This window comes from Cellulomonas sp. McL0606 (assembly GCF_058248365.1).
This window is the reverse complement of the sequence record NZ_CM177779.1, coordinates 2,612,228-2,634,817: the sequence shown is the minus strand read 5'-3', so window position 1 is coordinate 2,634,817 and position 22,590 is coordinate 2,612,228. Positions and strand designations below refer to the sequence as shown.

Sequence of the window (22,590 nt, the reverse complement as noted above, 5' to 3'; positions counted from 1 at the left end):
CGGGTTGGCTCTCGGCGAGCCGGGCGGCCGCTGCGCTGGTCGTGCCGGACCACCAGGTCGAACGGGAGACCCGCGTCGCCGACGGCCGAGATCCCCGCCCGCACGTCAGGGCGGTCGAGGTAGGCCGGGTCGTGCTGGGCCTGCACCATCGAGCGGATGCCGACGAGCGGTCCCGCGACGTTCCGCAGGTCAACGACCTGGCCGGCGACGTCGCCGAGGATGTCGACCCAGCCGACCACGCCGGCGACCGGTCTGTCCAGGCCGAGCAGGTCCAGCGACTCCCGCAGGCTGTCGGCGCTCTGGACGACCACCGTCGCGTCGATCCCGTGCTCGCCGGCGGGCAGGTCGGCGAGTGTGAAGTCGGCGTCGATCGCCGTCATGCGCTCGGGGTCGATCCATGGCTGAGGGGTCTCGGCTCGCCGCCAGACGTGGTGGTGGGCATCGATGACCGCCATCCGACTTCTCCTCCGGTCCCCGCTGCCTTGTTGGGCCTCGGGCCCATGATTCATCAAATGTATCGCAAGGATCGCGTCCTGACGAGAAGGGCGACGCGCGGCGTCCACACGCGCGGATCGCCGCCTTGACCACGAGTCGAGGCGCGCCTACCTTGGGCGCGAATCATCATATGTATCGGCGATGGATGAAGCGGACAGGCAGGTGTAGCGATGGCGCGGATCGTCGAGGTCGACGTCGAGGACGTTCGGTTTCCCACCTCATTGACGGCGGACGGGTCGGACGCGATGAACCAGGACGCGGACTACTCCGCGGCCTACGTCGTCCTGCGCACGGACGCCGTCGACGGATCGGGCGAGCCGCTCGCCGGCTACGGGCTGACGTTCACGATCGGCCGCGGCAACGACCTCGTCGCGGAGGCGGCCCGGCAGCAGGCGGCGGCCCTCGTCGGGCGCGACGTCGACGAGCTGGCCGCCGACATGGGCGGCGTCTACCGGTCGCTCACGGCGGACTCCCAGCTGCGCTGGCTCGGGCCGGAGAAGGGCGTGGTGCACCTCTCGGTCGCCGCCGTCCTCAACGCGACCTGGGACCTGGTGGCTCGTCGCGCCGGTGTGCCCGTCTGGCGCCTGCTCGCCGACATGACGCCGGAGCAGCTCGTCGACGTGGCCGACCTGCGCTACCTGTCCGACGCGCTCACTCGGGACGAGGCGATCGGGATCCTGCGCGTGCACGAACCGACCAAGGCCGACCGGGTCGCACACCTGGAGGTGCGCGGCTACCCGGCCTACACCACCTCAGCCGGCTGGCTCGGGTACTCCGACCAGAAGCTGCGTCGGCTGTGCCAGGAGGCCGTCGACGCCGGGTACACGCACATCAAGCTGAAGGTGGGCGCCAGCCTCGCCGACGACGTGCGCCGCTGCGGCATCGCACGGGAGATCCTGGGCCCGGACCGGCACCTGATGATCGACGCGAACCAGGTGTGGGACGTCCCGGAGGCCGTCGCGTGGGTCCGGGCGCTCAGCCGGTTCCGGCCGCTCTGGATCGAGGAGCCGACGTCGCCCGACGACGTGCTGGGGCACGCCGAGATCCGCGACCGCGTCGCGCCGATCGGCGTCGCCACGGGCGAGCACTGCCACAACCGCGTCATGTTCAAGCAGTTCCTGCAGGCGCACGCCCTCGACTACCTCCAGCTCGACACGGGACGGCTGGCGAGCCTGAACGAGATCGTCGCGGTCCTGCTGCTCGCCGCGAAGTTCGGGGTGCCTGTCTGCCCCCACGCGGGCGGCGTCGGTCTGTGCGAGATGGTCCAGCACGTCTCGGTGCTGGACTACGTCGCCGTGAGCGGGAGCCTCGACGGGCGCGTGACCGAGTACGTCGACCACCTGCACGAACACTTCGCCGACCCGGTCCTGGTGAGTGACACCGGGTGGGGCCCGGGCTACGTGGTGCCGAGCCGGCCCGGCTACTCGACGCAGATGCACGCCGCGAGCGTGACCCGGTTCCGCTACCCGGACGGGTCCGAGTGGGCCGGTGAGCGCGGGTCCGGGGTGACCTCGCTCCGGTGGTGAATACTCGCCGCATGTCGCGTACCGACGAGGTCGTCGAGGCCATCAAGGAGATGATCCTCGACGGCCGGCTACAGGCCGGGGCCAGGCTGCCGGTCGAGAAGGACCTGGCCGACGATCTCGGCGTCTCCCGCGGCCCGCTGCGTGAGGGCGTCCGCGCCCTGGTCACCCTCGGCATCCTCGAGACGCGCCAGGGCGACGGGACCTACGTGACCAGCCTGGACCCGTCCCGGCTGCTCTCGTCGATGGGTTTCTTCGTCGACCTGCACGCCGACGGCTCGGCGCAGCCGTTCCACGCCGTGCGCCGGCTCCTGGAGACCGAGTCGGCCGGCCTTGCCGCCACCCGCATCACACCGGACGCGCTGGCGCGAGCGCGCGAGGTGCTCGACGAGGTGCGTGAGATCCTCGGCCGGACACCGGTGGACCACGAGGCGTTCATCGCCACCGACATCGAGTTCCACCGCATCGTCGCCGAGAACTCCGGCAACCCCGTGCTCGCCGCGTTCGTCGAGTCGCTCGCCAGCCGCACGGCGCGCACTCGGCTGTGGCGGGGACTCCACGAGGACGGCGCCGAGGAACGGACATGGCACGAGCACGACGCCATCTGGCGCGCGCTCGAGGCCGGCAATGCCGAGGCCGCACGCATCCGGATGGCCAGCCACCTGCTCGGGGTCGAGGAGGCCATGCGGCTCCTGCCGGTCGACAAGGTCTGACACGACGAAAAGCTCGGCCTTCTCGGCCGCGGCCCTGTCGCCGGTACTAGTACCAAGGTCCGATGGTGGGCCGTACCGCGCGTGCGGGAGAAAGGAGTCCTCACCACAACCGAGGAGTTCCGATGAAGCGCATGATCGTGCTGACAGCCGCCCTGCTCGTCGCGGCCGCGCCCGCCGCGGTCGGGTTGGCCGGGAACAGCAGCCTGAGCCCGTCGGTCCCCGTCGCGCCTCCCACGCAGGCGGTGGTCGAGGACAACGGGGGAGCGACGCCCCGCGACGAGCGGACCGAGCCGGGCGACGACCGGGACGCCACCCCGACGTCCTCCCCGAGCGCGTCGCCGACGAGCACGTCGGTCGACGACCACGGCGGCCTCACGAACCGCGACGACCGCGTCGAGCCGGGTGACGACCGCGACCAGACCGGCAGCGCGCCGGCGGCGCCGGCGCCCGCGTCGTCCGCCTCGAACGACGACTCCGGCCACCACGGCGGTGGGTCCGACGACGGATCCGGGCACGATGCCGGCGACGACCACGGCGGCCGTGGCAGCGACGACTGACCCGACGGGGGCCGGCCAGGCGCCGCCGCATAGGGTGGGCGCCGTGCCCACACCCGGTCCGCGGTGGACGACGCTGACCCGGCTGCGGGGCGCCGGCGGCGGTGTCGAGTCGCGTCCGGTCCGCCCCTGGCGGGCCAGGGGCTGGCCAACAAGCAGATCGCGCGGACGCTGGGCATCAGCGAGCGGACCGTGAAGGTGCACGTCGGCCACCTGTTCCGGCAGATCGGGGTCAGCGACCGCACGAGCGCGGCGCTGTGGGGACGCGAGCATCTCGGGGACGGGCCCTGATGGGAGCCGACCGGCCGGCGTTCGTCCTGCACGACCACCGGGTGCCCCGCCCGCACTACGACCTGCGGCTCGAGGAGGACGGCGTGCTGCGGTCGTGGGCCGTGCCGCGCGGGCTCCCGACCGAGGTCGGCCGACCGCGGCTCGCCGTCGCGGTGCCCGACCACGACCTCGACCACCTGACGTACACGGACGACACGAAGCTCATCGCCGACACCGGCTGGTGGAGCGTCGACCGCGACGAGCACCGGACCGTCTTCGTGCTGCACGGTCGCACCGGAGCGGTCCGCTACGCCCTCGTCACCACCCACGAGGGACTCCTCCTCAGCCGCACGAAGGAGCAACCGGGCTGACCGGCGTCCACGCGCAGGCGCGCGGATCGCCTAGGGTGCTCCGCGAGAGGAGCGTCGATGCGCCGAGGTACCAACCTGCCCGCGGTCGGTGGGTTCAACCAGACGGTCGTTCTCGACCTCATCCGGCGGACTCCCGACGGCCTGAGCAGGGTCGAGATCGCCGAGATCACCGGGTTGGTCCCGCAGACGGTGTCCAACGTGGCGCGCCGGCTGCTCGACGACGGGCTGGTGATCGAGGCCGGCAAGCACATCCAGGGCCGGGGCAAGCCGCGCGTCATCCTGCGCCTCGACGCCGCGAGCCGTTACGCCGTCGGGGTGCACCTGGACCCGACGGTCATCACCTACGTGGTGCTCGACCTGCGCGGCCAGGTGGTCGCGCACGAGCGCGCCCGCACCCCCGCCGGGACGGACCCCGAGGAGACCGTGCGGACGATCGCGCGGTCGATCGACGCGGTCGTCGCGGGTGCGGGCATCTCGCGCGAGAAGCTCCTCGGGATCGGCATCGCCACGCCCGGACCTATCGACTCGGTCCGTGGCCGCGTGGTCGACCCGCCCCTGCTCGAGCACTGGCGCGACGTCCCGCTGCGCGACTCGGTCGCGGAGGCGACCGGCCTGTCGGTGATCCTCGAGAAGGACGTGACGGCGGCCGTCGTCGCCGAGCTGTGGACCAACGACACCGGGTCCGACGACTTCGCGTTCTTCTACCTGGGCACCGGCATCGGCATCGGCATGGCCATCGGCGGCGAGGCGTTCCGCGGCACCTCGGGCAACGCGGGGGAGGGTGGCACTCTCGTCGTCCCCGAGGCCGGGCTGCCCGAGCGCAGGCGCAGCGAGATGCTCGGGCACCTGGCCACGCCGCAGTTCCTCGTCGCGCAGGCTGTTGACGAGGGTGTTCTTCCGCACGAGCCGCCGGAGCACGACCTCGCGGCCATCGACGACGCGTTCTCGGCGCTGGTGCAGCTGGCAGACGCCGGCGACGTCGGCGCGGGCGCGATCCTGGACCGCGCGGCCACGTTCATCGCCTCGGGCCTCGTCTCGGTCGTCAACCTGCTGGACTTCGACGAGATCGTGTTCGGCGGCCCGGCCTGGGCCCGCGTCGCGGGCCGGATGCGCGACGAGATCGGGCGGCTCGTGGCCACCTCGCCGGACCGCAAGACCCGGCACGAGGTCCGGCTGGCGGACTCGTCGATCGGCGAGGACGTGGCGGCCGTCGGCGCGGCCTGTCTCGTGCTCGACACGGCCCTCTCGCCGAGGACCTCCGCACTGCTGATCTCCGGGTGAACTCGCCGCCCCGGCGGACTCGTCGTTGACAACGCCTCCGGGCGCGGTTAACTTCGGCGCATTAACGCCATCGAATGGCGTTAATGGTCACAGCGAGGTAACGGGACAGAGCCGTCCGCCGCGCCGTGGCCCAGGGCGGATCCCCCGTCCGCCCGCACCAAGCTTCCCGGCCACCCCGCCGGTTCATCAAGGAGGATGAAGTGAAGCGTTCACGTGTCGCGTCCGCGGTCGCACTCGGCGCCATCTCGGTCGTCGCGCTCGCGGCCTGCTCGACGTCCGGCTCCGGCGACTCGAGCACCTCGGGTGCCTCCGCCGGCAGCACCGACCTGACGTTCATGACGTTCGAGACCCCGGCGCTCACGTCCCAGTTCTGGGACACCTCGATCGACAACGCCGTCAAGGAGGTCCCCGGGATCTCGGTCACCAAGATCGTGAGCCCGGACGCCGACCGCAACGCCTACGCCAAGCAACTGGCAGGCCTCGGGCGACTTCCCGGACGTCCTGTCGTCGATCAACCCGAAGGACTTCACCGACGCCGGCCTGCTCGAGCCGTTCGACGACGCCTGGCTCAAGGAGAACTTCCTGCAGCCGGACGGCAACGCGATCGGCGGCAAGACGTACATCCCGCCGACGAACTCCCAGATCCTGCCGTTCGTCTTCTACAACAAGAAGATCTTCGCGGACGCCGGCGTCGAGATCCCGAAGACCTGGGCGGACTTCACTGCGGCCGTCGCCAAGCTCAAGGCCGCGGGCGTCGTCCCGATCGAGCTGGCCGGCAGCGAGCCGTGGGCCGCGAGCATGCCGCTCGTCGCCCTCGCGTCCGCCGACGTCCTGGGCCAGAACCCCGGCTGGATCCAGGACCGGTACGCCGGCAAGGTCAAGTTCACCGACCCGGACTTCGTCGCCGCGATGCAGAAGGAGGTCGACCTCATCAAGGACGGCGCCTACAGCCCGGACGCGCTGAACGTCGACTTCGCCACGGCCAACAAGAACTTCCTGGACGGCAAGAGCGCGATGTACATCATGGGCAGCTGGTTCACCGGTAAGCTCGTACGTGACGCCCGAGCAGGCCGACGGGTTCGGGGCGTTCCCGCTGCCCACCGACGACGGCTCGGTCGTCATCCCGTTCAACATGGGCGGCACCACGTCCGTCAGCGCCAAGTCCGCCGCGGTCGACAAGGCCAAGGCGTTCGCCGAGGCATGGTCGCTGGCGCCCGACAACCTCAAGGTCCTGATCGAGACCGACGGCGCGTTCCCGATGCTCAAGAAGACCGGGATCAAGGACTTCGGCGCCTCGACGAACACGCTGTACGACGCCGCGTACGCGTACGTGAACAGCGACAGCAAGAAGGTCAGCGCGTTCGGCTGGGTCAACAACGACGACGCCCTGGCGCCCGGCATCAACGACAGCTTCTACGCGCTGTCGCAGTCCCTGTTCTCCAACACGGACGTCAAGGGCCAGCTCGCCCAGCTCGACTCCGACTGGGACGCCGCCACCGCGAAGTAGCGCGTCGTTCCGCCGGGCGCCCACGACCCTCACCGTGGGCGCCCGGCACCCGCACCACCGCACCGTCGAGAAAAGGACCCTCGTGCCGCACCGCTCCGTCCGCCGCAGGTCGCCCGGCCTCGCCGGCGTCGCCTGGATCGCCATGGGCCTCTACGCCCTGTTCCTGCTGTACCCGCTGCTGCAGAGCCTGCTGACCAGCTTCACCGACCGCAGCCCGCTCAAGGCGCACAGCTCGTTCGTCGGCCTCGAGAACTACACGGCCATGCTCTCCGATCACCGCCTGCACGACAGCCTGCGTTTCACGGGGATCGTCGTGGTCGTCGTCACGGTGGTCGCCAACGCGGTCGGCCTGGGCTTCGCGATGCTGCTCAACCGCGGCGGGCGGCACTACAGGGCGATGCGCACGCTGGTGTTCCTGCCGCAGGTGCTCTCGGGCGTGATCGTCGCGTTCATCTGGCGCAGCATCCTCACGCAGGACGGGCTGCTCAACTCGGCCCTCGGGCGGCTCGGCGTCACCGACTCGCCCATCCCGTGGCTCGGCACCCCGGGCCTGGCGACGTTCGCCATCTGCTTGACCGTCAGCTGGATCACGATCGGCTTCGCGACGGTCGTCTACACCGCGTCGCTGCAGTCGGTGCCGGCCGAGCTGTATGAGGCGGCACGGATGGACGGAGCCGGTGCGAGCGGACGCTTCCGGCACGTCACCGTGCCGATGATCGCGCCGGGCACGACCATCACCGTCGTCCTGTGCCTCATCACCACCTTCAAGCTGTACGACGTCGTCGCCGTGCTGACCGGGGGCGGCCCCGCCGAGAGCACCCGCACGACCGCCTACTACCTGGTGACGGTCGCGTTCACGAACAACAAGTTCGGGTACTCGTCGGCCATCGCGATGCTGCTCCTCGTGCTGACCGCCGTCGTCGCGTACGGCACCACCGCGATCCTGCGCCGCCGCGAGGCAGACCTGTGAGCGCCCCGACCATGCCGCGCCCCACCGTCCGCCGCGCCGAGCACGCCGACGCCGCCCCCGTGCGCCGCAGCGGCGACCGACGCGCCCGCACGGGCCACGGCGTCCTCGCCTGGTTCGTCACGCTCGTCTTCGTGCTGCCGATCTACATCGCGATCTCGAGCGCGTTCAAGACCCAGGAGCAGATCCTGGCCAACCCGCTCGGCCTGCCGTCGCCGTTCACGCTGGACAACCTGCGCACCGCGCTGAGCCGACCGGACCACCTGATCCAGGGCGGCCTGGCCAACTCGCTGCTGGTCACCACGCTGACGGTCGGGATCCTCGTGCCGCTCGCGTCCGCGGTCAGCTTCTACATCGCGCAGCGCACGCCGCGCGTCCGGGCGCTGCTGCTGGCCGTGTTCGCCCTGGGCCTGATGATCCCGCCGCAGGTCATCCTGCTGCCGATCGTCGAGCTGCTGCGCACGCTCGGCCTGGCGCACACGTACCTCGGCCTGATCGCGTCGAACGTCGGCGGCGGCTACATGTCCTTCGCGGTGTTCGTCTACGTCGGGTTCCTGCGCACCATCCCGCGCGAGACCATCGAGGCCGCCCGCGTCGACGGCGCCGGCGACCTGCGCATCTGGTGGCAGATCGCGTTCCCGCTGCTGCGGCCGGCCACCGCGACGGTGGCGATCTTCCTCGGCCTGTGGGTGTGGAACGACTTCCTCAACCCGCTGTTCATCCTGGGGCCGCGGCAGGGCCAGACCATCACCACGGGCATCTACGTGTCGCTGGGCGGGTACTCGGCCGACTACGGGCAGCTGTTCGGGATCATGTTCCTGGCCGCGCTCATCCCGGTGGTCGGGTACCTGGTCAGCCAGCGGGAGTTCATCCACGGCCTGATGTCCGGGGCCTCGAAGTGAGGGCCGCACCGCAGCCCCCCGCTCTCGACGAGCTGGTGGGCGACTGGATGGCGCGCGAGGACCTCGTGCACCTGCACTCGCTGCGCAACCAATGGGGACAGGCGCACGTGAACGCCGACCTGACCTCGCTGTCCTGGCTGGCGATCCCGCCGTTCGTCGGCGGGTACCACACCGGGGTCCTGCGGGTGGACGGCCGCGTGCGCGCCGCCGACCGGTCGCGGTGGGCGCCGTGGGGCGTCACGCGTGACTCCGTGTTCGACCGGCTGCGCGTGTCCACCGAGACCCGGCTCGCGTACGAGGCCGACCGGGTGCTCTGGCGGGTCACCGTCACCAACGAGGCGGCCGAGCCGCGCACGGTGACGCTGGAGCAGGAGCTGGGCGCGCCGGTCGCGCACTCCGAGGTCGACTGGGGCTGGACGTACGGCCTGCCCTGGAACCACGGTCACCACCACGACTACTTCGCCACCGAGCGCGTGCGCGGCGAGGCGCTCGCCGACCGGCCGCGGCAGGTCCAGCTACTCCCGCACGACCTGCGGGCGATCCGGCTCGGCAGCCCGCGCGTCCCCGGCATCCAGCGCGACGAGGACGACGCGCCGATGCTGCTCGAGGCGAGCCTGCCCGACCACTCGACGTCGGACTCGGGTCGCACGCGTGCGCCGAGCGTCGTGGGCGTGGTCCGCTCGGTCACCATCGTGCCCGTCGGCTCCGACGCCGTCGCCCTGGACGGCCCGTACGTCCTCGACAACCCGGCGAGCGAGCACGTGCTCGACGCCGTCGGGCTGGCCGACGGCACCTCGGTGTGCGTGTCGGTGGAGGTCGCGACGTCGGGCCAGACGGGCGTGATCCTCACCCACGGGAACCACCCGGACTCGCTCCAGCTCGGGCTGGACGGTGACCGGCCGTTTCTCGTGATCGGCGGCGAGCGTGTGGTCGCCGACCGGCCGCTCGCACCCGGGCGGCACGCGATCGAGGCGCGGGTGACCGCCGACGGAGCGTCGCTCGTCGTCGACGGGTCTCCCGCCGGCGCGACGCGTCCGTGGTGGCACGCCCAGCGCTGGAGCGCGAGCGTCGACGGGACCGACGCGGTCGTCGTCGCGGACTCCGGGTCACCCGCCGTCAGCGCGTACGCGCTCTCGCCGGCGCCCAGCGCGCTCGTCGCCGACGGCTCGCGCGGCATCGCGCGGTGGGACCTGCACCTCGCGCCCGGCGAGACCGGGTCCGTGGCGTTCGTGCTCGAGATCGGTCTCGGCCCGGACGTGGTCCCGGCGGCCCGCGCCGAGGCCGCCCGGTTCGGTGCGGCGCTCGACGAGGTGGCGGCGCGCTGGCGGACGCTGTGGGCCAACGCCTTCGTCCCCGGCAACCCCGACCACTCGGGCTACCTGCCCGTGCTGAGCGGGTCGTCGGACGGGCTCTCGACCACCTACTACCTCGGGATCCTGCTCAGCCTGTACCTGCGCAACACGGGCGTCAGCGACCTCGGACCGGTGTTCCTGACCGGCGGGCCGCGGCTGGGACCGACCACCACCTACTACTGGGACCTGTCCGAGTGGCCCCGCACCGCCGCGATGCTCGAGCCGGCCGGGCTGCGGAGCTGGATCCTCGCCGCGCTCGCGCAGGACTACGACGCGTCGCACTCGTTCGACGTGCGCAACCTGCTGCCCGTCGGCAACCACTACGCGTCCAACGACCACGCCCTGTTCCGCATCGTGCAGGGCTACGTCGCGACGACGGGCGACACCGCGCTCCTCGACGAGGTGGCGGGCGGGCGCACCGTGCTCGACCACCTGCGACGGCTCGCCTTCCGCCCGCGCACCCGGCGGTCGGCGTTCGGGGCCGGCGTCCTGGTCGACCTGGGCGACGACGCCTGGGAGCTGCTCGAGTGCGTGCCCAACTACCGGCACGCCGTCGTCTCGTTCAACGCCGGGTACGTCGGCATGCTGCGCTCCCTCGCGTCGTTGCTGCGCACGCTCGGCGCCGACGACGAGGCCGACGAGGCCGCCCGGGACGCGGACGAGCTGGCGGCGGCCGTCCTCGGGCAGTACGCCGGCGGCGGCCGCTGGCGGATCGCGCACCCCACCGGTGAGGACGTGATCGGCCACTGCCTCGACTTCGAGTCGTCGCGGCGGACCTGACCGAGGACCTGTCGGCCGCCCACCGCCGCGAGATGGTGGAGTTCGCCACGACGCACCTGATCGACGGCGAGTGGATGCGCGCCCTGTCGCCCGACGACCCGATCGCGCCGTTCTCCGACCGCCCGGACCACGGGGCGGCGGGCGCGTTCGCGGCCTGGCCGGGCGCGACGTCCTACGGCCTGTGCCGCCTCGGGCGCCCGGACCTCGCCGTCGAGTTCCTGTCGCGCGTGCACCGCAGCCGCGGGGGAGCGCTGTGGGGGCAGGCCGTCGAGTCGGTCGGTGGCGGTCGGTACCGCGTCGCCGAGCGGGGGATCTCCAACCGCGAGTCCGTGGCCGCGGTCGCCGTCACCGAGGCGGTGCTGGCCGGCGTGTTCGGGCTCCAGCCGGAGTTCGCGAGCCTCGGTCGGCCGGTGGGCACGCTGAGCACCACGTTCGGCGAGCTGCACGGGGTCCGGGCGGTCGGCTTCGACCTCCCGGTCCCGGAGCGGTCGCGGGAGCCCGCCGCGGACGGGGCGTCCTGAACCTCGCCTCAGAGGTCGTCGGCGTCGATCTTCTCGGCCTCGGTCGTGTCGTCGACCGGGTTGAGTCCCGTGTCGTCGAGCCCGGCCGACTCGATCCGGTCGGCGTTGGTCGCGTGGTCGGCCGGCACGCGTCCGACGTCGTCCAGCCCGGCCGCCTGGATCTTGTCGGCCTCGGTCGTGTCGTCGATCCGGCTGCGTCCGACGTCGTCGAGCCCGGCCGCCTGGATCTTGTCGGCGTCGGTCAGGTCGTCCGGCACCGCGGGAACAGGAGCATCGTTGCTCGTCATGATCTTCCCCGTCCATGAATTGTGGAGAACAGCAGCGTAGGTCGGTCGCGGCCCGACCGCGCGTCAGGCGAAGGGTCAGCCGCTGACTTCATCCAGGTGCTGCAGGAGGCCGTGCGCCGCGAGCTCGACGTCCTTGTGCCGCCACTCCGCGGCCCGGAACACGCAGGCGATCAACGCGGTGCGGTGCACGCGGCGGAAGTCGCCCGCGACGAACGCGTACCGGGCCTTGGTCTCGTCGGTCGCGCCGTCGGTCAGGCCGAGGTGCCAGGCGGCGTAGTCCGACCACGAGTGCTTCTCGAGATAGGCGTTCTGCGCCTCGGCGTCGGGTTGCGCGTCGCCCCAGTCGCTGTCCAGCACGTACTGGTGGGCGTCGATCATCGCCCGGATGTGGGCGACGGCGCCGGGGTTGACGGAGTAGCCGCCATGGTGCCTCCTCGGTGGTGCTACCGAGCCTAGGAACGACGTCGCCGTCCGGCGCGCTGGCGGCCGCTGAGCCACCGTGATGTGCTCGGACGATGCGCTACACCACCCTCGGGAACAGCGGCACGGCCGTCTCCACGCACTGCCTCGGCACCATGACGTTCGGGTCGGAGGCCGACGAGGCCGCGTCGGGGGACATCCTCACGACGTTCGTCGAGAACGGGGGGACGTTCGTCGACACGGCCGACGTCTACTCCGCGGGAGCGTCCGAGGAGATCATCGGCCGGTGGCTGGCGTCGCACCCGACCGAGGCCCGCCAGCTCGTCGTCGCGACGAAGGGGCGGTTCGCCACGGGAGCGGGGCCCAACGACCTCGGACTCTCGCGTCGGCACCTGAGCCGGGCGCTCGACGCGTCCCTGCGCCGGCTCGGCGTCGAGCACGTCGACCTCTACCAGCTGCACGCCTGGGACGCCCTCACGCCGGTCGAGGAGACGCTGCGCTTCCTCGACGACGCCGTCGGCGCGGGCAAGATCTCGTCGTACGGCTTCTCCAACTTCCTGGGCTGGCAGCTCACCAAGGCTGTGCACGTCGCGCGCTCGCACGGCTGGGCGGCTCCCGTGACGCTCCAGCCGCAGTACAACCTGCTGGTCCGCGACATCGAGCACGAGGTCGTGCCGGCCGCGCTCGACGCTGGGCTCGGTCTCCTGCCCTGGTCGCCGCTCGGCGGCGGCTGGCTCTCCGGCAAGTACACGCGCGACGTCGCTCCGGTGGGCGCCACACGCCTGGGTGAGGACCCAGCGCGCGGCATGGAGGCGTGGGAGGCCCGCAACGCGCAGGACCGGACGTGGCGGGTGGTCGACGCCGTGCGCGAGGTGGCCGACGGGCGCGGCGTCCCGATGTCGCAGGTCGCGCTCGCCTGGCTCGGCGCACGGCCCGCGGTGACGTCCGTGATCCTCGGTGCCCGCACCGTGGACCAGCTGATCGACAACCTCGGCGCCGCGGACCTGGACCTGTCCGAGCAGGAGACGGCCCGCCTCACCGACGCGAGCGTCCCGGTCGTCGACGACTACCCCTACGGCGAGCCCGGCGTCTCGCAGCGCTTCCGCCGGATCACGGGCGGTCGTTGACGAGGGGCGCAGGCCCGGGACTTCCAGCCCTGCCGACCGGCCCCGCCCGGATGGGACGGTCAGCTGTGCTGACGATCGAGCAGACCATGGACCACCAGGCGGAGTACGCCGCGACCAAGGTGGAGATGACCCGCCGTCCGCTCGCCTACCTCGTGCAGTCCGTGCTCGCGGGCTCCTACATCGGCGTCGCGGTGGTGCTCATGTTCACGGCTGCCGGGGGACTCGCGCTTGCCGGGTCGCCGTGGACCAAGCTGGTCCAGGGGCTCGTGTTCGGCGTCGCGCTGACTCTGGTGCTCACCGCCGGCGGTGGCTCGCCACCTCGAACATGATGACCCTCACGCAAGGGGCGATCCGCCGGACCATCGGGTCGGGAGCCGCCGGCGCGACGCTCGCCTTCTCGTTCGTCGGCAACCTCGTCGGAGCCGTGGTCTTCGGCGCCATCGTGCACGCCTCCGGGGTGCTCGCTCCGGGCACGCCCGCCGGGACGATGCTCGCCGGCATCCTGGCGGCCAAGAGCCACGAGTCCGGCGGTCAGCTCTTCTGGCGCGGCGTGCTCTGCAACATGCTCGTGTGCCTGGCCATCTGGTCGGCGGCGCGACTGCGCAGCGAGGTCGCCCGGCTGGTGGTGATCTTCTGGTGCCTGCTCGCCTTCATCACCTCGGGCTTCGAGCACGTCGTCGCCAACATGACGACGTTCACGCTCGGCCTGCTGGGCCACGTCCCGGGCGCGACCCTCGCCGCGTTCGGGCGCAACCTCGCAATCGTCGGCGCGGGCAACCTCGTCGGGGGCGCGCTCGTCGTCGGCGCCGCCTACGCGGTCGTCGCGGGTCAGGCGGCTCCGCCTCCGCGAGTTGTTGCCCGGCCCGAGCCGGAGGACGCTGTAGGCACACGGAGGTAGGACATGCCACCACTGGCCCTCATCACCGGGGCGTCCTCGGGCCGGAGCCCGAACCCCGCCTCGCGGTACCCCGCAGAGGCGGCCCGCGCGTGAGCGACGACTCGGTGACCAGCGGGGTCATCGATCCCCGCTACGGCGACGCGACCCAGGTGCCACCACCGTGGGAGGTCGTCGAACGCATCCTCGCCGACGCGCAGCTCTACTGGATCGTCACGGTGCGTGCCGACGCCCGCCCGCACGCGGTGCCGCTCGTGGGCGTGTGGCAGGCGGGGACGTTCGCCTTCTGCACCGGGCCCGACGAGCAGAAGCAGCGCAACCTCGACGGCAACCCACAGGTCGCGGTGACCACGGGCAGCGGCGGCGCGGGCGGCTGGGCGAACGGCAAGGACGTCGTGGTCGAGGGTCGCGCGGTCCGGGTCACCGAACGCGACGACCTCGAGGTGCTGGCCGCCGCGTGGTTCGCCAAGTACGGCGACGACTGGCGGTTCGAGGTCAGGGGCGAGCGGTTCGTCGAGCCGAGCAGCTCGGGTGGGTCGACGGGCGGCGGCGCGCTGGTCTACCGGGTCGCGCCGGCCAAGGTGCTCGTCTTCGGCGACGAGCACGGCCAGACGGCCTACCGCTTCTGACGACCGTCGGGAGGTCGGTCCTAGGTACCGAGGATCGCGCGCAGGGTGCGGGCGTTGTGCACGGCGAAGCCGTCGCCGTCGTTGTTGAAGTAGGCCAGGACGTCGCGGCCGTCGGCCACCCACTCGCGCATCCGGTCGGCCCACCAGTGCAGGTCGGCGTCCGAGTACGAGCCGCCGTACAGGTGGTCGTGGTCGGGCCCGTGCAGGCGCACGTACACGAACGGCGCGGTGGCGCGCAGGACGCACGGGAGCCGAGCGCCGCTCATCACGCAGGCGGCCGCGCCGTGCCGTTCGAGCAGCGCGAACACCGCGTCGTCCTGCCAGGACGGGTGGCGCAGCTCCACGGCGACCCGGACCCAGTCGGGCAACGTGCCCAGGAACCAGTCGAGGCGTGCGTCGTCACGCTCCTGGTCGGGGCGGAGCTGCACGAGCAGCACCTCGCGACGATCTCCGAGCTCGTGCCAGGACCGGGCGATCCGCTGCGACCAGGTCTCGGGCGCGTACAGCCGCTTGGCGTGGGTGAGCCCGCGAGGCGCCTTCACGGAGAGCCCGAAGCCCGGCGGGAGCCGACGGCGCCAGCTCGCGAACGTCGAGTCGCGCGGCCACCGGTAGAAGCTGGGCGTTGAGCTCGACGGTGTCGAACTCCTCGACGTACCGCGCGAGCCGGTCGCCGGGCGGCAGGCCCGGTCGGTAGAGCACACCCGCCCAGTGGTCGTACGACCACCCGGAGGTCCCGATCCGGATGCTCACCCCGGCAGCGCCGGGGAGAACCGGCGGAAGCCGTCGACGAGCCTCACCGCGCCCGGGGCGACGGAGGCGACGTCCTCCCAGGGCACCAGGAACGTGCCCCGGTGGCGCCAGGCGTAGTAGCGCGCGAGCACGGCGGGCGCGCGGACGCGGGTGCGTTCGTACCCGAGGAACGAGGTGCCGGTCCGTGGGCTGACCAGGAGCCCGTGCAGGCGCGGTGCGGCCAGGAGCCCGTCCAGCGGTCCGTCCAGGACGAACCGGACGTCGACGACGTAGCCGAGGCGGTCCCCGGACGTTCCGGTCACGGGTGCGTCGAGGAGGTCACCCAGGATCATGGCTGCCTCCCGGGATGCGTCGGATGATGTGGTCGCGGACCCAGCGCTCGGTCCAGGTGACGTCCAGCTCCGCGCCCCGGACGCCCAGCCGGACCGTGGTGCCGACGTCGGTGACGTGGGTCCAGCGGATGCGGTGCCAGCGCGACGACGGGGGCCGGCCGCCGAACATCCGCGTCGCCAGCACGGCTCCGCTGAGCAGCGAGGTGATCACCGCGGCCTGCGTCCCGTCGGGCAGGTCGGCCCCGTCCAGGCCGTGCACCTCGAGATCGTCCACCGTGCACACGGGGGTCCCGTCGACGTCGAGGACCTGCCGGTCGAGCAGGTGCAGGCGTGCATCGAGCACCAACCCGCTGGGGCGCGGAGCCTCGGGCAGCTCGGTCATGAACCCGCTCCCGTCACGATCATCAGGGGGATCGCGGCGACGGACGCCACCACGATGATCACCAGGTAGACCAGCGCCAGCCCGTTGGTCAGGCGCCCGTTCACGTGCTTGCCCATGTACTCGGGGTCGTTGGCGACGACGAGGATCGGCAGGTACGTCAAGGGCAGCGCCACCGCCGAGAACACCACGGAGAACTCCGTCACCGCCACCGGGTTCACGCTGGTCATCAGGACGCCGACGGCGATGACGATGCAGATGATCATCGTCAGGTGGAACCGGGCCGCGTGCACGGGGCGGCGGAACTTGCCCCACGACCAGCCGAGGAACTGCGCGAGCGTGTACCCGCTGGACAGCGACGTCTCCAGGGCGGCGCCGAAGGTGGCGGCCACGATGCCGACCAGCACCACCGCCAACGCCAGCTTGCCCCCCGCGATCGCGACCGGCAGGACGATCTGGGACAGGGAGGAGACCTGGATGCCCTGGGGCAGGAAGACGATGGCCGCGCAGGCGGCGATGGCGACCGACAGGACGCCGCCCAGCGGGAAGCCGACGAGCACGTTCATCCGGGACTGGGACAGGTCCTTGACGGTCCACTTCTCCTCGACGGCCCCCGAGGAGAAGAAGAACACCTCGTACGGGGTCATCGCGGCGCCGAACAGGGCGATCGCGTAGTACCAGTACGAGGCCGGGCCCTCCTGCGCGCTGACGCGCGGGTGGAACGCCTGGTCGGCGAGCGCGCTCCAGTCGGGCCCGAGCAGGAACACCGCCACCGCGAACACGATGAGGGTCAGCCCGACGAGGCCCGTGACGTTCTCCATGATCGAGAACCTGGTCCGCCAGATCACCAGCCAGACCGCGAGCCCGGCGACGGGGATCCACAGGCGCGGTTCGACGCTGCTGGCCAGCTGCAGCGCCAGCGCGATACCGCCCACCTCCGCCGTCAAGGTCAGCAGGTTGATCAGGAACGACGCCCCGAGGTTCGCGCCCGCGGCCCGCGGCCCGAGGCGCTCGCGGATGATCTCGAACGTCGCGCGACCGCTGACCGCGGCGACCTTGCCCGACATCTGCGCGAAGACGCAGATCCCGACCACGCCCACCACGACGACCCACGCCAGGGACAGCCCGAACCGCGAGCCGACGACCGCGTTGGTGACCAGGTCCCCGATGTCCAGGAAGCCGCCGATCGCGGTGAGGATGCCCAGAGCCAGGCCGAGGACCTTCTTCACGACGCACCGTCCAGCTGGTCCGTCAGCCGGTCCAGCCGGTCTGCGCTCGCGTCCAGGGCCTTGTCGACGGAGTCCGAACCGGTGCCCGCGCCGTTCGCCCACCCTCGAGCGGCCACGACCGAGCCCTGCGCCTCGCGTACGGCCGCGAGCGCGTCCTGCTGCCATGCCGCGGTCGTGCGGTCCGTCGGCACCAGCGTGACCACGGCGAAGGCGGCGTCGTCGAGGACCGCGACCTGGTCGAGGAGGGCGGTGTCCGCCACGGAGGGAGTGAGGCGATCCGCCGCAAGCTGGTCCACGGCGATCTGCGCGGTCGCCACGGCCGACGACGCCTGCTGGACGGGGTCGGCCAGCGCGCGCGCGTCGTCCGACTCCGTCGACGACGAGCCGACCGCACAACCGGCGGCCAGCGCGAGGGCGACCAGGGCGAGAGCGGCCCGTGCGGCGAGCATGGGACGCATCGTGACGCGCCGTCGATCGCCGCGCACGTCGAGGGGGATCGGAGTGTGACGTCCGCGAGCCACGGCCCCGGCCGACGTCGATGTGCGGTAGACCTTCGAGTACGGCGCTGCAGTCAGACTGCGGCGCTCGTCACTAAGGAGACGGATGACGATGGTCTGGGCACGTGTCATCGGCGGGGTGCTGTTGATCCTCGTCGGAGTGCTCTGGGTCCTGCAGGGGTCCGGGGCGCTGGGGGCCACCGGCGGGATGAACGGGCAGTCCCAGTGGACGCTGATCGGAGCGGTGGTCGCGATCGTCGGAGTGGTGCTGCTCGTCGGCGGGATCACCAAGCTGCGCGCCGGACGGCGCGGTTGAGTCAGGAGCACTGATGGAGTACCGCCAGCTGGGCCGCACGGGCATGTCCGTCTCCGAGATCGGCTACGGCGCATGGGGGATCGGGGCCTCGATGTGGATCGGCGCGCAGGAGGACGAGTCGGTGGCCGCCCTGCACCGCGCCATCGAGCTGGGCGTGAACTTCATCGACACCGCCCGCGGCTACGGCGACAGCGAGCGGATCGTCGGCGGCGTGCTGCGGGACCACCCAGGTGTGCACGTCGCGACGAAGGTGCCACCCAAGAACGGTGTCTGGCCGGCGTCCGCGGGCGTGCACCCCGAGGAGGCGTTCCCCGGCGCCCACATCCGAGCGAGCCTCGAGACGAGCCTGGCGGCGTCGGGGCTCGAGGCGTTCGACCTGCTGCAGTTCCATGTGTGGAGCGACGAGTGGGTCGGCCACGGCGACTGGCTCGAGACCATCGCGGACCTGCGCCAGGAGGGCAAGATCCGCTTCTTCGGCGTCTCGATCAACGACTACCAGCCGGAGAACGCCCTGCAGCTCGTGCGCAGCGGGACCGTCGACACGGTGCAGGTGATCTACAACGCCTTCCACCAGCAGCCGGCCGAGCAGCTCCTGCCGGCGTGCGCCGAGAACGGCGTCGGCGTCATCGTGCGCGTGGCCCTCGACGAGGGCGGGCTCACCGGGCGGATCACGGCCGGCTCGACGTTCCCCGACGGTGACTTCCGGAACGGGTACTTCGGCGGCGACCGGAGCGCGCAGGTCGAGCAGCACGTGTCGGCGCTGACCGCGGGCTCGGCATCGCGACCGACGAGCTGCCTGACGTCGCGCTGCGGTACGTCCTGGACGATCCCGCCGTGGCGACGGTGATCGCGGGCATGCGCAGCATCCGCAACGTCGAGCGGAACGCCGCGACGAGCGATGGGCGACGGTTGACCGAGGAGCGTCGTGCCGTGATCCAGGCGCACCGCTGGGAGCGGAACTTCTACCGCGCTCCGGGACACACCGACTGATCGAGCGCCTTCACCTCGGCACGGAGCATCCCGGCTCGGCGTCCGGACTGACGGCGGGGCGCGCTCACTCGAGCATGGTGCGCAACCACGACTCCACGCCGGCGATGTGCACGGTGGCCTGGGCGTCGGCGAGGCCGGGGTCGTGGGCGCTGATCGCCTCGAAGATCGCTCGGTGCTCCGCAAGCGTGCGGGCGAGGGCGCCTTCCTCCGTCATGCCGCGCCACAGCCGTGCGCGCAGCGTCCGGCTCGACATCGAGTCGATGAGCGAGGCGAGCACGGAGTTCCGGGCCGCACGGGCGATCGCGCGGTGGAACTCGATGTCCGCGCTGACGAGGTCCTCGACGGTGGAGTCGACGGTCGTCCGACCCAGGATCTCGCGCAGACCCTCGATGTCGTCAGCGTCCGCGAGGCGCGCCGCCTTGGCGCTCGCCGCGGGCTCGAGGATGCGGCGGACCTCGAGCAGCTCGAGGACCGTGGTGTCCCGGTGGAAGTCCGCGATGAAGGTCAGCGTGTCCACGAGAGACTCGGCCGACAGGCTCGACACGTAGGTGCCGTCGCCCTGCCGCACGTCGAGGATCCGGAGGACGGACAGCGCCCGCACGGCCTCCCGGAGCGAGCTGCGGACAGCCCCAGGTCGGCCGCGAGGTCGGCCTCGCGAGGCAGTCGCTGACCGGGTTGGAGCTCGCCTGACGCGATCATCGACTTCAGCTTCTCGATCGCCACGTCGGTGACTGCCACGGCGCACCCCTCAGACGTCTGATGACTCGGGCCGCGTGTGTCGATCCGGCCCGGCAGCCCGAGTCTGGCCCAGATCTCCCGGCAACTCAAACGCCCGCGCCGCGATCGATCGTGACGAATTCGTTGCCTACCTGCCTCTTTACAATGCCGAGCCACAACTACAGACTGGGCGCAGACATCGGAGGTTTGGCCGCCGAGCTCCTAGTTGGACAGGGTCCCGACAGTGCTGTGCGGCCTTCGATCGATCGATACATCGGATCAGTGACGACCCGAGAGAGGGTGCCCAGTGAATGCTCGGCAGTCTGGAGACCCGACGTGACGGCAGTTTTCGAGCCGTTCGACGTCGTGGACGTGCGGTTCCCCACCTCCCGCGAGCACGACGGTTCCGACGCGATGAACCCGGACCCGGACTACTCCGCTGCGTACGTCGTCGTGCGCACCTCGGCCGGCGAGAGCGGTGCAGGGTTCGTGTTCACCATCGGCCGCGGGAACGAGGTCGCCGCCTCGGCGATCCGCGCGGTCGAGCGGCTCGTGGTGGGCCTCGACGTCGAGGAGACCTTGGCCGACATGGGCGCGTTCTGGCGTCTGATCGTGCACGACTCGCAGCTGCGTTGGCTCGGGCCCGAGAAGGGCGTCGTGCACATGGCGATCGGCGCGGTCGTGAACGCGGTCTGGGACCTGTACGCGAAGCGTGAGGGCAAGCCGCTGTGGCAACTCCTCGGCGCGCACCCCGAGCAGCTCGTCGCGCTGATCGACTTCCGGCACCTCTCCGACGCGCTGACACCGGCCGAGGCGCTGGAGATCCTGACGCGCGGCGCGGCAGGCAAGGACGCGCGCGTCGCGGCGTTGCTGGCCGACGGGTACCCCGCGTACACCACGTCGGCCGGTTGGCTGGGCTACTCGGACGCCAAGGTCGAGCTGCTGGTCAAGGAGGCGCTCGCCGACGGCTTCACGCACCTCAAGCTCAAGGTCGGCGCGGACGCCGACGACGACGAGCGGCGGCTCGAGATGGTGCGCTCGCTCGTCGGCCCCGACGTCCTCCTCTCGATCGACGCGAACCAGGCCTGGGACGTCGGCGAGGCGATCGACACGATCGGCCGGCTCGCGCCGTACGGCCTGTACTGGGTGGAGGAGCCCACCAGCCCGGACGATGTCGCCGGCCACCGGGCCATCGCCCAGGCGGTGGCGCCGGTGCGGGTGGCGACCGGTGAGCACGTCGCCAACCGTGTCGTGTTCAAGCAGCTCCTCGCCGCGGGGGCCATCGACGTCTGCCAGATCGACGCCTGCCGCGTGGCCGGCGTCAACGAGAACGTCGCCATCCTCGTCCTGGCGGCGAAGTACGGAGTCCCGGTCTGCCCGCACGCGGGTGGTGTCGGGCTGTGCGAGGTCGTGCAGCACCTCGCGATGTTCGACCTGGTGGCCGTCAGCGGGAGCACGCAGAACCGCTGGATCGAGTTCGTCGACCACCTGCACGAGCACTTCGTCGTCCCTGCGCGCGTGCAGGGCGGCCGCTATCTGGCGCCGACGCTCCCGGGCTCCGGCGCCGAGCTCCTCCCCACCACGCTGATCGACTACCGCTATCCCGACGGCGTCGTGTGGTCAGACCCCCAGTCGACTCACCCCCACCCCCAGGGCCGCTGAGCGTGCCCCGTCTCAAAGGAGAGATCGTGCGACTCAAGTTGGCAATGAGCGCCACCGCGGCCCTGGCCGCGGTCGGCCTTCTGGCTGCGTGCAGCAGCAGCTCAACTCCCGGCAACGACGGCACCAGCGGCAGCAGCGGCGGCGCCACCGGCGGGGGGAGCCGCCCGCTCGTCGGCGTCGACTACCCCCGCTCCGACTCCGACTTCTGGAACGCGTACATCAATTACGTCCCGGAGAAGGCCGACACGGTCGGCGTCGACCTCAAGACGACCAACTCGCAGAACGACATCAGCAAGCTGGCCGACAACGTGCAGACGCTGGTCGCACAGGGCGTCAAGGGCGTCGTCATGGCGCCCCAGGACACCGCCGCGATCATCCCGACGCTGCAGCAGCTCGCGTCGAAGAACATCCCCGTCGTGTCGATCGACACGCGGCCCGACAGCGGGAAGGTCTACATGGTCGTGCGTGCGGACAACCGCGCCTACGGCACCAAGGCCTGCAAGTACATCGGCGACACTCTCGGCGGCAAGGGCAACGTGGCGATGTTCGAGGGCGACCTGGCCTCGATCAACGGCCGCGACCGCACCGAGGCGTTCAACGACTGCATGAAGTCGGACTACCCGAACATCAAGGTGTTCGGCGAGCCGACCAAGTGGGACCCGCCGACGGCGGTGTCTCAGCTCAACACCGTGCTGGCGGGCAACACGATCAACGCGATCTACATGCAGGCGTCGATCTACCTGCCCTCCACGCTGCAGGCGCTGCAGCAGAAGGGCCTGCTCAAGAAGCGCGGCGAGGACGGCCACATCGTCATCGTGTCGAACGACGGCGTGCCGGCCGAGTTCCAGGCGATCAAGGACGGCACCATGGACGCCACGGTGTCCCAGCCCGCCGACCTGTACGCCCAGTACGGCCTGCAGTACGTCAAGGACGCGATCGACGGCAAGAAGTACACGCCGGGCGACGACGGCCACGGCGGCAAGATCGTCCAGGTCAGCCCCGAGATCCTCGAGGACCAGATCCCCGCGCCCCTCGTGACCGTCGACGGCAAGTTCCCGGAGTCGGTCGCTGTGGACGACCCGACCCTGTGGGGCAACAACGTCAGCTAGGCACGGCCACGACCC

30 protein-coding genes and 2 pseudogenes are annotated in these 22,590 nt (G+C 71.5%); 22 read left to right on the top strand and 10 right to left on the bottom strand.

All coding sequences use genetic code 11. The features are described 5' to 3' along the window. The first annotated feature begins 41 nt into the window (after positions 1-41). From AC38ZX_RS13565 to AC38ZX_RS13535, 7 genes are all read left to right on the top strand, one after another. Positions 42-584 carry a hypothetical protein gene (locus tag AC38ZX_RS13565; RefSeq protein WP_491294848.1) on the top strand — a complete coding sequence of 181 codons (543 nt, stop codon included), beginning with the start codon at positions 42-44 and terminating at the stop codon, positions 582-584. A gap of 81 nt (positions 585-665) precedes the next feature. Next, positions 666-2,021, top strand: coding sequence for an enolase C-terminal domain-like protein (locus AC38ZX_RS13560; protein ID WP_491294846.1), 1,356 nt, complete (start codon positions 666-668; stop codon positions 2,019-2,021). A gap of 11 nt (positions 2,022-2,032) precedes the next feature. Then, complete coding sequence (locus AC38ZX_RS13555; protein ID WP_426592443.1) at positions 2,033-2,731, top strand: FadR/GntR family transcriptional regulator; 699 nt, start codon at positions 2,033-2,035, stop codon at positions 2,729-2,731. 122 nt (positions 2,732-2,853) lie between these two features. Then, positions 2,854-3,288, top strand: a complete 435-nt coding sequence (locus tag AC38ZX_RS13550) for a hypothetical protein (protein ID WP_491294843.1) — start codon at positions 2,854-2,856, stop codon at positions 3,286-3,288. Positions 3,289-3,351: 63 nt separating this feature from the next. After that, positions 3,352-3,576 carry a response regulator transcription factor gene (locus AC38ZX_RS13545; protein ID WP_491294841.1) on the top strand — a complete coding sequence of 75 codons (225 nt, stop codon included), beginning with the start codon at positions 3,352-3,354 and terminating at the stop codon, positions 3,574-3,576. Then, positions 3,576-3,926, top strand: a complete 351-nt coding sequence (locus tag AC38ZX_RS13540; protein WP_491294839.1) for a DNA polymerase ligase N-terminal domain-containing protein — start codon at positions 3,576-3,578, stop codon at positions 3,924-3,926. The genes AC38ZX_RS13545 and AC38ZX_RS13540 overlap by 1 nt, the downstream gene beginning before the upstream one ends. A gap of 57 nt (positions 3,927-3,983) precedes the next feature. Next, a complete protein-coding gene (locus AC38ZX_RS13535; RefSeq protein ID WP_491294837.1) occupies positions 3,984-5,207 on the top strand; it encodes an ROK family transcriptional regulator in 1,224 nt (407 codons plus the stop codon). Between the two features lie 61 nt (positions 5,208-5,268). On the opposite strand, the gene AC38ZX_RS13530 is transcribed toward AC38ZX_RS13535, so the two are convergent. Then, positions 5,269-5,631, bottom strand: coding sequence for a hypothetical protein (locus AC38ZX_RS13530; protein ID WP_491294834.1), 363 nt, complete (start codon positions 5,629-5,631; stop codon positions 5,269-5,271). 77 nt (positions 5,632-5,708) lie between these two features. Here AC38ZX_RS13530 and AC38ZX_RS13525 point away from each other — a divergent pair. From AC38ZX_RS13525 to AC38ZX_RS13500, 6 genes and pseudogenes are all read left to right on the top strand, one after another. After that, positions 5,709-6,185, top strand: a pseudogene (locus AC38ZX_RS13525) (ABC transporter substrate-binding protein); the annotation flags it as partial. A 76-nt stretch (positions 6,186-6,261) separates the two neighbouring features. Continuing rightward, positions 6,262-6,714 (top strand): hypothetical protein, encoded by a 453-nt coding sequence (locus AC38ZX_RS13520; RefSeq protein ID WP_491294832.1) that lies wholly within the window; start codon positions 6,262-6,264, stop codon positions 6,712-6,714. A 34-nt stretch (positions 6,715-6,748) separates the two neighbouring features. After that, positions 6,749-7,684, top strand: a complete 936-nt coding sequence (locus tag AC38ZX_RS13515; RefSeq protein ID WP_491294830.1) for a carbohydrate ABC transporter permease — start codon at positions 6,749-6,751, stop codon at positions 7,682-7,684. After that, positions 7,681-8,583 (top strand): carbohydrate ABC transporter permease, encoded by a 903-nt coding sequence (locus tag AC38ZX_RS13510; RefSeq protein WP_491294828.1) that lies wholly within the window; start codon positions 7,681-7,683, stop codon positions 8,581-8,583. The genes AC38ZX_RS13515 and AC38ZX_RS13510 overlap by 4 nt, the downstream gene beginning before the upstream one ends. 35 nt (positions 8,584-8,618) lie before the next feature. Then, entirely contained in the window at positions 8,619-10,715 is a 2,097-nt protein-coding gene (locus AC38ZX_RS13505) for a LamG domain-containing protein (protein WP_491294826.1), read from the top strand. Positions 10,716-10,747: 32 nt separating this feature from the next. Continuing rightward, positions 10,748-11,236: a hypothetical protein gene (locus AC38ZX_RS13500; protein ID WP_491294825.1), complete on the top strand. Its 489-nt coding sequence runs from the start codon at positions 10,748-10,750 to the stop codon at positions 11,234-11,236. A gap of 8 nt (positions 11,237-11,244) precedes the next feature. On the opposite strand, the gene AC38ZX_RS13495 is transcribed toward AC38ZX_RS13500, so the two are convergent. Together AC38ZX_RS13495 and AC38ZX_RS13490 are read right to left on the bottom strand one after the other, a co-directional pair. Continuing rightward, on the bottom strand, positions 11,245-11,523 hold the full coding sequence (locus AC38ZX_RS13495; protein ID WP_426592433.1) for a hypothetical protein: 279 nt from the start codon (positions 11,521-11,523) through the stop codon (positions 11,245-11,247). Between the two features lie 75 nt (positions 11,524-11,598). Continuing rightward, on the bottom strand, positions 11,599-11,901 hold the full coding sequence (locus AC38ZX_RS13490; protein WP_491294823.1) for a hypothetical protein: 303 nt from the start codon (positions 11,899-11,901) through the stop codon (positions 11,599-11,601). A gap of 137 nt (positions 11,902-12,038) precedes the next feature. Between AC38ZX_RS13490 and AC38ZX_RS13485 the strand changes: the two genes are divergently transcribed. The 4 genes from AC38ZX_RS13485 (at position 12,039) to AC38ZX_RS13470 (ending at position 14,594) form a co-directional block, all read left to right on the top strand. Continuing rightward, entirely contained in the window at positions 12,039-13,070 is a 1,032-nt protein-coding gene (locus AC38ZX_RS13485) for an aldo/keto reductase (RefSeq protein ID WP_491294821.1), read from the top strand. A gap of 65 nt (positions 13,071-13,135) precedes the next feature. Then, complete coding sequence (locus AC38ZX_RS13480) at positions 13,136-13,399, top strand: formate/nitrite transporter family protein (RefSeq protein WP_491294818.1); 264 nt, start codon at positions 13,136-13,138, stop codon at positions 13,397-13,399. Beyond that, on the top strand, positions 13,399-13,968 hold the full coding sequence (locus AC38ZX_RS13475; RefSeq protein WP_491294816.1) for a formate/nitrite transporter family protein: 570 nt from the start codon (positions 13,399-13,401) through the stop codon (positions 13,966-13,968). Before AC38ZX_RS13480 ends, AC38ZX_RS13475 begins: the two co-directional genes overlap by 1 nt. 89 nt (positions 13,969-14,057) lie before the next feature. Beyond that, entirely contained in the window at positions 14,058-14,594 is a 537-nt protein-coding gene (locus AC38ZX_RS13470) for a pyridoxamine 5'-phosphate oxidase family protein (protein ID WP_491294814.1), read from the top strand. A gap of 20 nt (positions 14,595-14,614) precedes the next feature. On the opposite strand, the pseudogene AC38ZX_RS13465 reads toward AC38ZX_RS13470, so the two are convergent. The 5 genes and pseudogenes from AC38ZX_RS13465 to AC38ZX_RS13445 all read right to left on the bottom strand — a co-directional run bounded on the left by AC38ZX_RS13465 (position 14,615) and on the right by AC38ZX_RS13445 (position 17,733). Next, positions 14,615-15,344 (bottom strand): annotated as a pseudogene (locus tag AC38ZX_RS13465) (DUF72 domain-containing protein). Next, entirely contained in the window at positions 15,341-15,676 is a 336-nt protein-coding gene (locus AC38ZX_RS13460; protein WP_491294812.1) for a PRC-barrel domain-containing protein, read from the bottom strand. Before AC38ZX_RS13460 ends, AC38ZX_RS13465 begins: the two are co-directional and overlap by 4 nt. Continuing rightward, on the bottom strand, positions 15,663-16,058 hold the full coding sequence (locus tag AC38ZX_RS13455; protein WP_426592426.1) for a hypothetical protein: 396 nt from the start codon (positions 16,056-16,058) through the stop codon (positions 15,663-15,665). Before AC38ZX_RS13455 ends, AC38ZX_RS13460 begins: the two co-directional genes overlap by 14 nt. Further along, the gene (locus AC38ZX_RS13450) at positions 16,055-17,284 is read right to left on the bottom strand and encodes an NRAMP family divalent metal transporter (protein WP_426592425.1); all 1,230 of its coding nucleotides are present in this window, start codon (positions 17,282-17,284) and stop codon (positions 16,055-16,057) included. The genes AC38ZX_RS13455 and AC38ZX_RS13450 overlap by 4 nt, the downstream gene beginning before the upstream one ends. Next, on the bottom strand, positions 17,281-17,733 hold the full coding sequence (locus AC38ZX_RS13445; RefSeq protein ID WP_491294808.1) for a hypothetical protein: 453 nt from the start codon (positions 17,731-17,733) through the stop codon (positions 17,281-17,283). The genes AC38ZX_RS13450 and AC38ZX_RS13445 overlap by 4 nt, the downstream gene beginning before the upstream one ends. Positions 17,734-17,887: 154 nt before the next feature. Between AC38ZX_RS13445 and AC38ZX_RS13440 the strand changes: the two genes are divergently transcribed. From AC38ZX_RS13440 to AC38ZX_RS13430, 3 genes are read left to right on the top strand one after another with little or no spacing between them, the layout of a single operon-like run. Then, entirely contained in the window at positions 17,888-18,097 is a 210-nt protein-coding gene (locus AC38ZX_RS13440; RefSeq protein WP_426592423.1) for a hypothetical protein, read from the top strand. Positions 18,098-18,110: 13 nt separating this feature from the next. Continuing rightward, positions 18,111-18,944, top strand: coding sequence for an aldo/keto reductase (locus AC38ZX_RS13435; RefSeq protein ID WP_491294806.1), 834 nt, complete (start codon positions 18,111-18,113; stop codon positions 18,942-18,944). Then, positions 18,932-19,087, top strand: a complete 156-nt coding sequence (locus AC38ZX_RS13430; protein WP_491294803.1) for a hypothetical protein — start codon at positions 18,932-18,934, stop codon at positions 19,085-19,087. The genes AC38ZX_RS13435 and AC38ZX_RS13430 overlap by 13 nt, the downstream gene beginning before the upstream one ends. Before the next feature lie 64 nt (positions 19,088-19,151). Here AC38ZX_RS13430 and AC38ZX_RS13425 read toward each other — a convergent pair whose 3' ends face one another. Further along, positions 19,152-19,679, bottom strand: a complete 528-nt coding sequence (locus AC38ZX_RS13425; protein WP_491297427.1) for a FadR/GntR family transcriptional regulator — start codon at positions 19,677-19,679, stop codon at positions 19,152-19,154. Beyond that, positions 19,592-19,786 carry a hypothetical protein gene (locus AC38ZX_RS13420; protein WP_491297425.1) on the bottom strand — a complete coding sequence of 65 codons (195 nt, stop codon included), beginning with the start codon at positions 19,784-19,786 and terminating at the stop codon, positions 19,592-19,594. Before AC38ZX_RS13420 ends, AC38ZX_RS13425 begins: the two co-directional genes overlap by 88 nt. A 354-nt stretch (positions 19,787-20,140) precedes the next feature. On the opposite strand from AC38ZX_RS13420, the gene AC38ZX_RS13415 reads away from it, so the two are divergent. Beyond that, positions 20,141-21,466, top strand: coding sequence for an enolase C-terminal domain-like protein (locus AC38ZX_RS13415; protein WP_491297423.1), 1,326 nt, complete (start codon positions 20,141-20,143; stop codon positions 21,464-21,466). A 26-nt stretch (positions 21,467-21,492) separates the two neighbouring features. Beyond that, positions 21,493-22,575 carry a sugar ABC transporter substrate-binding protein gene (locus tag AC38ZX_RS13410; protein WP_491294801.1) on the top strand — a complete coding sequence of 361 codons (1,083 nt, stop codon included), beginning with the start codon at positions 21,493-21,495 and terminating at the stop codon, positions 22,573-22,575. The last annotated feature ends 15 nt before the right edge of the window (positions 22,576-22,590 follow it).